General features: G+C 66.5%; 9 protein-coding genes. All 9 read left to right on the top strand.

The window, feature by feature from the left end; genetic code table 11:
• The first annotated feature begins 156 nt into the window (after window positions 1–156).
• The 9 genes from FAZ98_RS22905 (at window position 157) to FAZ98_RS22865 (ending at window position 12,663) form a co-directional block, all read left to right on the top strand.
• Window positions 157–1,284, top strand: a complete 1,128-nt coding sequence (locus FAZ98_RS22905; protein ID WP_158954366.1) for a sugar ABC transporter substrate-binding protein — start codon at window positions 157–159, stop codon at window positions 1,282–1,284.
• A 42-nt stretch (window positions 1,285–1,326) separates the two neighbouring features.
• On the top strand, window positions 1,327–2,901 hold the full coding sequence (locus tag FAZ98_RS22900; RefSeq protein ID WP_158954364.1) for a sugar ABC transporter ATP-binding protein: 1,575 nt from the start codon (window positions 1,327–1,329) through the stop codon (window positions 2,899–2,901).
• Window positions 2,898–3,878 carry an ABC transporter permease gene (locus FAZ98_RS22895; protein WP_158954362.1) on the top strand — a complete coding sequence of 327 codons (981 nt, stop codon included), beginning with the start codon at window positions 2,898–2,900 and terminating at the stop codon, window positions 3,876–3,878. The genes FAZ98_RS22900 and FAZ98_RS22895 overlap by 4 nt, the downstream gene beginning before the upstream one ends.
• Window positions 3,875–4,861, top strand: coding sequence for an ABC transporter permease (locus FAZ98_RS22890; RefSeq protein ID WP_158954360.1), 987 nt, complete (start codon window positions 3,875–3,877; stop codon window positions 4,859–4,861). Before FAZ98_RS22895 ends, FAZ98_RS22890 begins: the two co-directional genes overlap by 4 nt.
• Before the next feature lie 78 nt (window positions 4,862–4,939).
• Window positions 4,940–5,860: an SMP-30/gluconolactonase/LRE family protein gene (locus FAZ98_RS22885; RefSeq protein ID WP_158954358.1), complete on the top strand. Its 921-nt coding sequence runs from the start codon at window positions 4,940–4,942 to the stop codon at window positions 5,858–5,860.
• Window positions 5,857–7,413: a UxaA family hydrolase gene (locus FAZ98_RS22880; protein WP_158954356.1), complete on the top strand. Its 1,557-nt coding sequence runs from the start codon at window positions 5,857–5,859 to the stop codon at window positions 7,411–7,413. Before FAZ98_RS22885 ends, FAZ98_RS22880 begins: the two co-directional genes overlap by 4 nt.
• A 73-nt stretch (window positions 7,414–7,486) precedes the next feature.
• Window positions 7,487–8,761: an MFS transporter gene (locus tag FAZ98_RS22875; protein WP_158954354.1), complete on the top strand. Its 1,275-nt coding sequence runs from the start codon at window positions 7,487–7,489 to the stop codon at window positions 8,759–8,761.
• Between the two features lie 36 nt (window positions 8,762–8,797).
• Window positions 8,798–9,916, top strand: a complete 1,119-nt coding sequence (locus FAZ98_RS22870; protein ID WP_158954352.1) for a malate/lactate/ureidoglycolate dehydrogenase — start codon at window positions 8,798–8,800, stop codon at window positions 9,914–9,916.
• A gap of 203 nt (window positions 9,917–10,119) precedes the next feature.
• Window positions 10,120–12,663: a type VI secretion system Vgr family protein gene (locus FAZ98_RS22865; RefSeq protein WP_158954350.1), complete on the top strand. Its 2,544-nt coding sequence runs from the start codon at window positions 10,120–10,122 to the stop codon at window positions 12,661–12,663.
• Window positions 12,664–12,670: the final 7 nt, after the last annotated feature.

Below are 12,670 nucleotides of genomic sequence, written 5' to 3'. Positions count from 1 at the left end.
GCCGCTTTTCGACGAGGTCACGCCGTCGGTTCGGCCCGTCCGATCCCGTCCCGCAGTTGCACATCCACGCGTTTTCCTGCATCACGAGCGCCGCCGTTCACCCGCGGCCATGCATCGGCAATCGGTGTCAGTTCGATCCAACCACAAGGAGACGACATGCTTTCAGGAATTCAGGTGCTTCGGGCGGCGGCGACCGCATCGCTGGCGTTGTGCGCGAGCGCGGCCTTCGCGCAGGCGTCGATCGTGTCCGGCCCGTCCAGCGACCCCACTTGCATGGTGCCGTGGAAAAGCGATACCAAATTCGTTAAGTATCCGAAGAAAAATGCCCCGTACCGCATCGCGCTCGTGAACGGGTATATCGCCAATACGTGGCGCATCCAGATGATCAAGACGGCCAAGGCCTATACGGCGCAACCGGCGATTGCGGCCAGGCTCAAGGAGTTCAAGGTCGTCTCCACCGGCGAGGACGTGCCCGCGCAAATCTCCGCCGTCAATAATTTCATCGATGCCGGTTACGACGCGATCATTGTCGACGCACAGAATCCCGCGTCGTTCGGCCCCGCGATTCGTCGCGCGAAAAAGGCGGGCGTGGTGCTGATCGCGTTCGACAACACGCTCGACAGCGAAGACGCGATCAATGTCGATGTCGACCAGTACGGGCTTGGCGTGTTGTGGGGCAAGTGGCTCGCGCAACATTTGCCGAACGGCGGCAAGGTGCTCGAAGTGCGCGGCGTGGCCGGCACCTCGGTCGACACGGACCGGCACAACGGCATCCAGAAGACGCTCGACGCGACCGGCAAGAAGTGGAACCTCGTGCAGGTCTACGGCAAATGGGACGACGGCGTCGCGCAGAAGGCGGCCGCCGACGCGATCGCGGTGCAGGGCCACTTCGACGGCATCACCGCGCAGGGCGGCGACACGGGCGTGGTGCGCGCGATGCTCGACGCGAAACATCCGTTCGTGCCGTTCGGCGGCGAGACCGAAAACGGCTTTCGCAAGTTCTGCGCGCAATACGGCGGCCAGGGCCTGAAGTGCACCTCGGCGGGCAGCGGTCCCGCGCAGGTGGCCGTGGCGATCAAGACCGCGCTCGCCGCGCTCGACGGCCAGACCGTGCCCGTGGCGATCAAACTGCCGCTCGACGTCACCAATGACACGCAGCTCAAGGCGGGCGTGAACTACTTCCCGGGCGAGTCCGACAACTTCTTCGTCGGCAATTCGTTCCCCACGTGCGGCATCAACTTCTCCGCGCAGGAAATCATGAAGCAGAGCCAGGGCAATCAGTAATCGCCCTTTGCGGTGAACCGGTGACGTGACGGGAGACGCAGCATGCAAGACCCGCAGCAGCCGTTCTTTCTGATGTCGGGCGTGTCGAAGCATTATGGCGGCGCGGTCGCGCTCGATCGCGCCGATCTCGCCGTGCGCCGGGGCCGCATTCACGCGATTCTCGGCGAAAACGGCGCGGGCAAATCCACCTTGCTCAAGGTGATGTCGGGCGTGGTGCAGCCCGACGCGGGCACGATGCAGCTCGACGGCCGCGAGGTGGCGTTCGCCTCGCCCGCGGCCGCGAACGCGGCGGGCATCGTGTGCGTGTATCAGGAGCTTTCGCTGATCCCCGACCTGAGCGTGGCCGACAACATCTTCGCGTCGAATCCGCCGCGGCGCTTCGGCATGATCGATCGCCGCGCCCAGCGCCGCCAGGCCGAAGCCGCGCTCGCGCGGGCCGGCGCCGCCGACATCAATCCGCTCGCGAAAGTGCGCGACTTGCCGCTGTCGCGCCAGCAGATGGTGGAACTGGCGAAGGGGCTCGCGCGCGAGCCGCGCATCCTGATTCTCGACGAAGCGACCTCGGCGTTGACCGCGGCCGACGTGGCGCGCGTGATCGGCGTGCTCAAGCGGCTGCGCGAAGAAGGGCTCGCGCTGCTGTTCATCTCGCACCGCATGCACGAGGTGAAGGCGCTCGCGGACGAATGCACGGTGTATCGCAACGGCCGTCACGTGCGAAGTTTCGAGGCGGGCGCGCACAGCGACAACGAGGTCGTCGAGATGATGATTGGGCGGAAGTATCAGCATGCCTTTCCCGCCAGGCCTGCCGATACGGATTCTGCCGCGCCGCGGGGCAACGCGAATCCCATCCTCGCATGCCGCGATCTGGCGTGGAACGACACGCTGCGCGGCATCAGTTTCTCGCTGCGGCCCGGCGAGATTCTCGGGCTCGGCGGACTCGACGGCCAGGGCCAGCGCGAACTACTGCTCGCGTTGTTCGGCGTGTTGCGCGGGTGCGCGGGCACCATCGAGATCGACGGCAAGCGCGTGTCGATCCGCAGCCCCGTGGCCGCGCGCGCGAACGGTATCGGCATGGCGCTGATTCCCGAGGACCGCAAGACCGAAGGACTGATGCTGCCGATGTCGGTGCGCGAGAACCTCTCGTTCGCCGCGCTCGACCGCATGTCCACGGCGGGCGTGATCGACCGCGCGCGCCAGCAGTCCGCCGTCGAGAAAATGATGACGCTGCTCGCGATCAAGTCGTTCGGCGTGGACGCGGCGGTGGGCGCGCTCTCGGGCGGCAATCAGCAGAAGGTGGTGATCGCGAAGTGGCTCGTGCGGCAGCCGCGCATTCTGCTGCTCAGCGACCCCACGCGCGGGATCGACGTGGGCACCAAGCAGGAGATCTATCAACTGCTGCGCCGGCTCGCCGACGAAGGCGCCGCGATCCTGTTCTATTCCACCGATTACGACGAGCTGATCGGCTGTTGCGATCGCGTGCTCGTGCTGTACGAAGGCCACATCAAGCAGGAACTCGCGGGCGCGGCCATCACCGAGCAGAACCTGATTGCGAGCGCGCTCGACTTACCGGTGGCGCAGGCGGCGCACATCGCGACATCCACGGGAGCCGCGCCATGAGCGGACTGCGTTACTGGTATGCGGAAAATCGCGGCACGGCGTTCGCGTTCGCCCTGTTCGTGCTGATGTTCGCCATCTATCTCGTCAACTATCCCTCGGCGTTGTCGGCGAACGTGTTCGTCACCGCCGCGAACAAGGCCGTGCTGCTCGCGCTCGTTTCCATGGGGCAGGCGCTCGTGGTGCTCACGGCGGGCATCGACCTGTCCATTGGCATGATGCTCGTGCTGACGAACTGCCTTGCCTCGTGGCTCGTCACGGGCGACGCGTTGCACAGCGCGCTCGGCATCGTGGGCGTGCTCGCGGCGGGCGCGCTGTGCGGCGCGCTCAACGGCGTCATCATCATCTTCGGGCGCCTGCAACCCATCGTCACGACGATCGCCACGGGCGCCGTCTACTACGGGATCGCGCTGCTGTTGCGACCGGTGCCGGGCGGCACGATCAACGACGATCTCGCCGACGCGCTCACGGGCAAGGTGGCGGCGCTCTTTCCCGCGAGCCTGTTGATTCTGCTCGCCGCCGTGGTGTTCGTGTGGGTGCCGTTCAAACGCTCGGCGGTTGGCCGCGCGGCGTACGCAACGGGCTCCTCGGAACCGGCCGCGTTTCTCTCGGGCATGCCCATTCGCCGCGCGAAATTCGCGAGCTATACGCTAGCGGGCGTGCTCGCCGCTACCGGCGGCCTGTTCCTCACGTTCTTCACCGACACCGGCGAAGCGAGCCTCGGCAGCGCCAACTCGTACACGCTGTTCTCGATCGCGGCCGTGGTGATCGGCGGCGTTTCGCTGCTGGGCGGCAAGGGCAGCGCCGTGGGCGCGATCTTCGGCGCGTTCGCGTTTCGCTCGATCGGCGACCTGCTGTTCGTGTTCAACGTGGATGCGCTCTGGCAGCCGCTGTTTCAAGGCGTGATCCTGCTGCTTGCCGTGGCTATCGGCGCGTGCGGTTTGTTCCGGGTGCGCAACCGTCTGGAGTGGTTCCCATGAGCGACGTTTCCGCGGCGGCTCGCAGCACGTTCGTGGCGCGGCTCGCGCGCCGCATCGACAAGCCGATTCTGGTCTCGTTCGGGTGCATCGTCGCGCTGCTGCTCGTGGGCGGCCTGTATTCGCGCAACTTCACCTCGCCCGAATACATCCTGCTGCAACTGAAAGTGGGCGCGTTTCTCGGCATCATCGCGACTGGCTTGATGATGGTGATTCTGCTCGGTCATATCGACCTCTCGCTGCCCTGGACGATCACCGTGGGCGCGATGATGGCGTGCGCGGTGGCGGGCCACGGCGAGTGGGGACGCGCGCTGGCGATTCCGGCCGGTATTGCATGCGGCGTGCTGATCGGGGTGGCGAACGGCGTGCTGGTCGCGCTGCTGCGCATTCCGTCGATGATCGCCACGCTCGCGACCAACGCCGTGGCGCAAGGCATCATGATCGTCTACACGGGCGGCTCCTCGCCGCAGGATTCCGCGCCCGAGGTGATGCGCTGGCTCGCGGCGGGCTGGCTCGTGCCGGGCGTGCCCAACGCGGTCGCGCTGTGGGTCGTGATCGGCGCGGCCACGATGTTCCTGCTCGCGCGCACCACCTTCGGCCGCACGCTCTACGCGATCGGCAACACCGAGCGCGCCGCGTATCTTTCCGGCATCGACACGCGGCGCGTGACCGTGGCCGCGTTTGCCGTGTGCAGCGCCTTCGCGGCGTTCGGCGGCGTGCTGCTCGCGGGCTATGCGTCGAAGGCGGCGCAGTCCATGGGCGACGCTTATCTGCTGCCCGCGATCGCGGCAGTCGTACTTGGAGGCACCTCCATTCTGGGCGGCCGCGGCTCGTATCTGGGCACCGTCGCGGGCGCGATTCTCATCACGCTATTGCAGTCGATTCTCTCCGTCGCGCAGATGCCGGAAGCGGGCCGCCAGATCATCTACGGCGTGGTGATCGCGGCCATGCTGCTGCTGTACGGCCGCAGCAAGCGCGAAACCTGAATGCCAGCGCGCCGCATCGCCGGCCCAGACATCGCGAACCGTCACGAACCTCCACGAACATCAACGAACCCATCCACGATGAATCCCCACGAATACGAAATCCATGACGCGCGTTTTCGCTTTCTGCTGCAACCCAACGCGCAATTCGACAAGCTGGCGGGCGGCTGCATGTGGTCGGAAGGCCCGGTGTGGTTTCCGGCCGCCGACTTCCTCGTGTGGAGCGACATCCCCAATAACCGGATGATGCGTTGGGTGCCCGGCATTGGCACCGGCGTGTTCCGCGCGAATTCGAACTTCAGCAACGGCAATACGCTCGACCGCGAATGCCGGCTCGTGACCTGCGAGCATGGCACGCGCCGCGTGACGCGCACGGAGCACGACGGCCGTATCACCGTGATCGCCGACCGCCACGAAGGGCGGCGCCTCAATTCGCCCAACGACGTGGTCGTGCAGTCGAACGGCACGATCTGGTTCACCGATCCCGACTACGGCATTCTCGGCGACTACGAGGGCTTTCGCGCGCCGAGCGAGATCGGCGCCTGCCACGTATATCGCGTGACGCCGGAGACAGGCGCGGTGGAGCGCATGACCGACGACTTCGCGAAGCCCAACGGCCTCGCGTTCTCGCCCGACGAAACGCGGCTCTATGTGGCCGACTCGGGCGCGTCGCACGTGGAGAACGGGCCGCACCACATTCGCGTGTTCGACGTGGACGCGAGCGGGCGTTTGCACCATGGCCGCGTGTTCGCGGAAGTGTCGCCGGGCGTGCCCGACGGCATGCGCGTGGACGAGCAGGGCAACGTGTGGACCAGCGCCGGCGACGGCATTCATTGCTATGCGCCCGACGGCACGCTGCTGGGCAAGATTCTCGTGCCGGAAACGGTCGCGAATCTCGTGTTCGGCGGCCCGATGCGCAACCGGCTATTCATCGCGGCCAGCACCTCGCTGTACTCGCTTTACGTGGGCGTGCGCGGCGCGTCGTATGGAGCACCCGCATGAGTTCCGCCGATACGACGGGCGCCGCCGCGTGGTCGGGCGCCGTGATTCTGCTGGACCGCCGCGACGACGTGGCGATCGCGCGCGAGCAGTTGCTGCCGGGCACGCCGCTGGATCGCGAACACAACGTGGCGGGCCTGATTCCGCCGGGCCACAAGGTCGCGCTGCGCGATATCGCGCAAGGCGAACCGGTGCGCCGCTACGGGCAGATCATCGGCTTCGCGAGCCGGCCCATCCGGTGCGGCGAGCACGTGCACACGCAGAATCTGTCGATGGGCGATTTCGAGCGCGACTACGCGTTCGGCGTGGATGCGCACGCCACGGCGTTCGCCGCGCAACCCGCCACGTTTCTCGGCATTCGCCGCGCCGACGGCGGCATTGCCACGCGCAATTACATCGGCATCCTGACTTCCGTGAATTGCTCGGCCACGGTCGCGCGCGCCATCGCCGATCACTTCCGGCGCGACATTCACCCCGAAGCGCTCGCGGCATTCCCCAACGTGGACGGCGTGGTCGCGCTCACGCATGGCGAAGGCTGCGCGCTCGCGGCCGAAGGCGAGCCGATCACGGTGCTGCGCCGGACGCTCGCGGGCTACGCGCGGCATCGCAACTTCTACGCGGTACTGATCGTGGGCCTCGGTTGCGAGACGAACCAGATCGAGGGCCTCGTGGAAGCCGAACATCTGGAGCGCGGGCCGCGTCTCGCCACCATGACGATCCAGCAGACGGGCGGCACGGCGCGCACGGTGGCGGCGGGCATCGAACAGGTGCGCGCGCTGCTCGCCGGAGCGAACCGCGTGACGCGCGAACCCGTGCCCGCGCGCCACTTGATGGTGGGCCTGCAATGCGGCGGCTCGGACGGTTACTCGGGCATTTCCGCGAACCCGGCGCTCGGCGCGGCCGTGGACCGGCTCGTGGCCCACGGCGGCACGGCCATCCTCTCGGAAACGCCCGAAATCTACGGCGCCGAACATCTGCTCACGCGGCGCGCGGCGTCGCGCGAGGTGGGCGAGAAGCTGGTCGCGCGCATTCGCTGGTGGGAGGCGTATTGCGCGCGCATGGACGCGAACATGAACAACAACCCTTCGGCGGGCAACAAGGCGGGCGGCCTCACCACGATCCTCGAAAAATCGCTCGGCGCGGTGGCGAAGGGCGGCACGACGCAACTCGTCGAGACCTACGAATACGCGCAACCGGTGCGTGAGCACGGGCTCGTGTTCATGGACACGCCGGGCTACGACCCGGTCTCGGCCACGGGCCAGGTCGCGGGCGGCGCGAATCTCATCTGCTTCACCACGGGGCGCGGTTCCGCGTACGGCTGCGCGCCCGCGCCTTCGCTCAAGCTCGGCACCAACAGCGCGCTGTGGCGCCGCCAGGAAGAGGACATCGACGTGAATTGCGGCCGCATTCTCGAAGGCGAGCAAAGCGTGGACGAGGCGGGCGCCGCGATCTTCGAACTGATGCTCGCCACGGCTTCGGGGCAGCGCACGAAAAGCGAACTGCACGGCTATGGCCAGAACGAATTCGTGCCGTGGCATCTGGGAGCGGTCATGTAGCCGATCGCGGCATGAACGCCGAATGAACGCCGCACGAGCGTCACACCGGCGCCATCACGAGGGAGGACGTCTCATGAAGGAAAAGTCACGCTGGCTGGTCATTTTCTTTTGCTTTCTGGCGATTGCCGTGAACTACATCGACCGCGCCAATCTCGCGGTCGCCGCGCCGCACATCATGAAGGAACTCTCGCTCGGGCCCGCCGCCATGGGCTTGCTGCTGAGCGGCTTCTTCTGGACCTACGCGGTGATGCAATTGCCGTACGGCTGGTTCGTCGACAAAGCGGGCGCGCGCATCGCGTTGCCGTTCGCGGTGGGTTGGTGGTCGATCTTCACGGCGGCCACGGCGGTGGCCGGGAGCTTCGCGGGCATGTTTGGCTGCCGGCTCATGCTCGGCGCGGGCGAGGCGGGCGCCTACCCGTCCTGCGCGAAACTCGTGAGTCAATGGTTCGCCCGCGACGAGCGCGCGCTCGCCACCAGCATCTTCGACAGCGGCTCGCGCGTGGGCTCGGCGCTTTCGCTGCCGCTCGTGGCCGCGATCATCGCCGCGTGGGGCTGGAAGGCCTCGTTCGTGATCACGGGCGTGCTCGGGCTCGTGTGGATCGTCGGCTGGCTCGCGCTGTATCGCGAACCGGCGGCGCAGGCCGCGCTCGCGCAGCCGCGCGCGGCGGAGCGGGCCGCCGCCCCAATGCGCTGGAGCACGCTGTTTCGCTACCGCACGGTGTGGGGCATGATGCTCGGCTTCTTCTGCCTGAACTTCGTCATCTACTTCTTCATCACCTGGTTTCCGAGCTATCTGGTGCAGGCGCGCGGGTTCTCGCTCAAGTCGCTGGGCACGCTCGGCACCTTGCCCGCGCTCGTTTCGATACCGGGCGGCTGGCTCGGCGGCTGGCTCTCCGACGCGCTCGTGCGGCGCGGCTGGAGTCTCACGGCGGCGCGCAAGACCTGCATCGTCGGCGGCATGCTGCTTTCGTCCGTCATCACGCTCACGAGCGTCGTGCAGGACACCTGGCTGATGCTCGTGCTGTTCGCGATCGCGTACGGCAGTCTCGCGGCCGCGGCGGCCAGCATCTGGTCCTTGCCCGCCGATGTCGCGCCCACGCCGGGGCACGTGGCCTCGCTCGCGGGCATCCAGAACTTCGCGTCGAATATCGCGGGGATCGCGCTCACCACGTTCACCGGGTTGATGCTGCAACTCACGCGCGGCTCGTTCACGATTCCGCTGGTGGTGGCGGGCGGCTTCTGCGTGCTCGGCGCGCTGAGTTATCTCGTGATCGTCGGGCGTGTCGAGCCCTTGCAGGCGCCCGTGGCCCAGGACGTGCGCGACCCGGCTTACGTGCCGCGCACCTGACGCGGTCGTCATCGGTACAGGAAAAAGGTTGGAACCATGTCGAATACGAGTGCTAGCACAGATACGGAAGTCTTTGTCGAGGCGCGTGCGCTGCATGCGTTCGTCGTTGCCATCTGGCGGGCAGCCGGCAGCGAGGCGCGCGAAGCCGCGCTTGTCGCCGACCATCTCGTCGAGGCCAATCTCGCCGGGCACGATTCGCACGGCGTGGGCATGATCCCGCGCTACGTGCTGTCGTGCCGCGAAGGCGAACTCAAGCTCAATGCGCACGCGCAGGTCGTGCGCGACGCGGGCGCGGTCCTGACGATCGAAGGCGGCCGCGGCCTGGGCCAGGTCGTGACTTATGAAGCCATGGAGCTGGGCATTGCGCGCGCGAAATCGCATGGCGTGTGCGCGGTGGGCTTGCGCAACGCGCATCACATCGGCCGCATCGGGCATTGGGCCGAGCAGTGCGCGCGCGCGGGCCTCGTGTCGTTTCATTTCGTCAACGTGGCGGGCGATCCGCTCGTCGCGCCGTTCGGCGGCATCGACCGGCGCTTCGGCACGAATCCGTTTTGCGCGGCGTTTCCACGCGAAGGGGCGCCGCCGCTCGTGCTCGATTTCGCGACCAGCGCGATCGCGGCGGGCAAGGTGCGTGTGGCCTACAACAAGGGCGTGCCGGTGCCCGCCGAAGCGCTGATCGACAGCGACGGTCATCCCACGCGCGACCCCGGCGCGCTCTTCAGCGACACCCAGCACGGCGCGCTGCGCGCGTTCGGCGGCGCGGTAGCGGGGCATAAGGGTTCGGGGCTGGCGGCGATGTGCGAGATTTTCGCGGGCGCGTTGTCGGGCGGTTTCACCACGCGCGAGCAGACCATCGTGTCGAGTCACGCCATCGTCAACTGCATGACTTCGGTGATCGTCGATCCGGCGGCGTTCGACGCGCCCTCGGGCGAGCGCGAGGCGCGGGCGTTCGTCGACTGGCTCAAGGCGACGCGACGCGAGGCGGGCGTGGACGAGATCCTGCTGCCCGGCGAGCGCGAAACGGCCACGCGGCGCGCGCGGGCCGCGCACGGCATACCGGTGGACCCCACGAGCTGGTCGCAGATCGTGGACGCCGCGCGCATGGTGGGATTGCCCGACGCGGAGATCGCCGCGAAGGCCGGCGGCCCGTCATGACGCCATGACGAAACGCCGCGTTGCGCGGCGTCATTCACATAATCGGCGATATACGACAAAGGTGACCCATGAATGACACGGCGCGGATCGCGACACCCGCGCGATAATCATTTTTTATCATCATTTTTATTGCGGATCGAAAGTGGACTGAAATTATGTAGAATGTCGGCGCCTGGTAAACAAAACCATACAGGGATTAGACGATGGGGGCGCAGGACTTAATGGCGGCCATTAGCGGCGGCCTTATGCAAACTGACCGGCTACTCAAGCTGGATACGCCGCTCGGCGAGAATGTCCTGCTGCCGCAGCGCGCTATCGGTCACGCGCGCATTGGCCGCGATTACGGCTTCGTGGTCGACGTGACGTCCACCCAGGACAACGTCGAACTCAAGACCCTGATCGCCCAGCCCGTCACGCTCTGGCTCCAGCAGGCCGACCAGTCCTACCTGCCGCACCACGGCTACGTTCACACCGCGCGCCGGCTGGGCGCGGACGGCGGCCTCACGAGCTACCAGCTCGAACTCGCCTCGTGGCAGCACTTCCTCAAATTCCGCAAGGACGCGCGCATCTGGCAGGACAAAAGCGCCGACGCGATTCTCACCGACGTATTCAACGCGCATCCGCAAGCGCAAGGCGCCTTTCGCTTTTCGATTCAGAATGCATTGCCGTCCCGTTCGTTTTGCGTGCAATACGAAGACGACTGGAATTTCTGCCAGCGGATCATGGAATCCGAAGGTTTATTCAGTTATTTCGAGCAGGCCGAAGACGGTAAATCGCATACGGTCGTTATTACCGATAATATCGGCGCTTTCCCGGCTTTAAATCCGCAAACGGTTGATTTTTACCGATCGGGCGTGAATAGCGAAACCAATGCGCTGGTGCAATGGAGTGGCACGCGCACGCTGCAAAGCGTAACGCTCACCACGCGCACGTTCGACTACAAGGCGCCGTCGAGCGCGGGCAATCCCAAGGGCACTTCGGTGCCCACGCTCGCGAGCCAGGGCGACCTGCCGCAGCAGATGGAAGTGTACGAATACACGGGCGCCTACACCTACGGCGACCAGCCGCGTGGCGACACGCTCACCGAACTGCGCATGGAAGAGTGGGAGTCGCGCGCGAAGCGCTTCGAAGGCGCGGGCGCGGTGCGCGCGCTCGACGCGGGGCGCTGGTTCGAGCTTTCGGGCCACCCGCTGCACGACACGGACAGCGAGCAGGACCGCCAGTTCGCCGTGCTTGAGGCGCGCTGGTTCATCGAGAACAATCTGCCCGCGTCGAATACGCAGGCGCAGGCGTTTCCGCACAGCCTGCAAGACGAACTCGCGGCGATCAAAGCCGCACACCAGGGCGACAGCGCGGCGCTCACGCTCAAGAGCGCCGACGGCAGCGAAGGTTTCCTGCTCGTGCAGGTCGAGGCGCAGCGCAAGGCGGTGACGTACCGCAGCCCGTTCGAGCATCGCAAGCCGGCCATGCAGATGCAGACGGCGATCGTCGTGGGTCCGGAGAGCGAAGAGGTCTATACCGACACGCTCAACCGCATCAAAGTGCATTTTCACTGGGACCGTTTGAACGCGGGCGACGAAACGGCGTCGTGCTGGGTGCGCGTGGCGATGTCGGACACGGGCAGCAGCTACGGCGGCGTGCACGTGCCGCGCGTGGGCGAGGAAGTGATCGTGAACTGGCTTGACGGCGACTGTGACCGGCCCGTGGTCACGGGGCGCGTCTATAACGGCGCGACCAGTCCGAACTGGCATTCGAACGGCATTCTTTCGGGCTACCAGTCGAAGGAATACGGCGGCAGCGGCTACAACCAGATGGTGATGGACGACGCCACGGGCCAGAACCGCATGCAGCTCTACAGCACGAGCGCGAACTCGCAGCTGCATCTGGGTTATCTGGTCGCGCAGAACGCGAACGCGCGCGGCGCGTATCTGGGCAGCGGCTTCGACCTGAAGTCGGATGCGTATGGCGCGATACGCGCGGGCCGCGGCCTCTACGTGGGCACGCACGGCGGCAGCGCGGCGGGCCAGCAGCTGGAGGTGAGCGAAGCGCATGCGCAGCTCAAAGGTGCGCAGAGCGCGATGGATACGCTCTCGCAGGCAAGCGAAACGCACCAGGCCGAATCGCTCAAGGACGGCGGCACGGCGTTGAAGTCGTTCGTGAGCGCGACGCAATCGAGCGCGCAGGGCGCGGGCAATGCGGCCAGCGGCGGCAACACGGCGGGCGGCGGCACGGGCAGCGCGAACGCGTTCGGCGAGCCGGTCCTGCTGATGGCGAGCCCGGCGGGCGTGGCGCTCTCGACGCAGCAATCGGCGCATATCGCGGCCGACGAACAGATCAACCTCGTGAGCGGCCAGAACGTCTATGTGGCCACGGGCAAGTCGCTGGTCGCGAGCGTGGCGCAGACGCTGAGCCTGTTCGTGCAGAACGCGGGCATGAAGCTGTTCGCGGGCAAGGGCAAGGTGGAAGTGCAGGCGCAGGACGACAACGTGGAGATCACGGCGCAAAAGACGGTGAAGCTGGTTTCGGCCACGGAGAATGTGGAGATGGCGGCGAAGCAGGAGATTCTGCTCACCTCGGGGGGCGCGTATATCCGTATCACCGGCGGCGGCATTGAAATTCACGCGCCGGGGAATATCGACATCAAGGGCGGCCAGCACGCGTTCAGCGGACCGACATCGCAACCTTACCCGCTTCCTCTCCTGCCGAAGGGTCCGCTCAATCTGGGCGACGCGGACCTCTCAGAATAAGAACAGG

Origin of the sequence: Paraburkholderia acidisoli, from assembly GCF_009789675.1 — a bacterium.
GTDB lineage: Bacteria > Pseudomonadota > Gammaproteobacteria > Burkholderiales > Burkholderiaceae > Paraburkholderia > Paraburkholderia acidisoli.
This window is presented reverse-complemented; position numbering and strand designations above follow the sequence as displayed.

What these genes read in the sequence shown, in the direction of transcription:
- FAZ98_RS22875 (WP_158954354.1), top strand. Translation starts at nt 7,487, where the DNA reads ATGAAGGAAAAGTCACGCTGGCTGGTCATTTTCTTTTGCTTTCTGGCG.
- FAZ98_RS22905 (WP_158954366.1), top strand. Translation starts at nt 157, where the DNA reads ATGCTTTCAGGAATTCAGGTGCTTCGGGCGGCGGCGACCGCATCGCTG.
- FAZ98_RS22865 (WP_158954350.1), top strand. Translation starts at nt 10,120, where the DNA reads ATGGGGGCGCAGGACTTAATGGCGGCCATTAGCGGCGGCCTTATGCAA.
- FAZ98_RS22895 (WP_158954362.1), top strand. Translation starts at nt 2,898, where the DNA reads ATGAGCGGACTGCGTTACTGGTATGCGGAAAATCGCGGCACGGCGTTC.
- FAZ98_RS22880 (WP_158954356.1), top strand. Translation starts at nt 5,857, where the DNA reads ATGAGTTCCGCCGATACGACGGGCGCCGCCGCGTGGTCGGGCGCCGTG.
- FAZ98_RS22885 (WP_158954358.1), top strand. Translation starts at nt 4,940, where the DNA reads ATGAATCCCCACGAATACGAAATCCATGACGCGCGTTTTCGCTTTCTG.
- FAZ98_RS22870 (WP_158954352.1), top strand. Translation starts at nt 8,798, where the DNA reads ATGTCGAATACGAGTGCTAGCACAGATACGGAAGTCTTTGTCGAGGCG.
- FAZ98_RS22890 (WP_158954360.1), top strand. Translation starts at nt 3,875, where the DNA reads ATGAGCGACGTTTCCGCGGCGGCTCGCAGCACGTTCGTGGCGCGGCTC.
- FAZ98_RS22900 (WP_158954364.1), top strand. Translation starts at nt 1,327, where the DNA reads ATGCAAGACCCGCAGCAGCCGTTCTTTCTGATGTCGGGCGTGTCGAAG.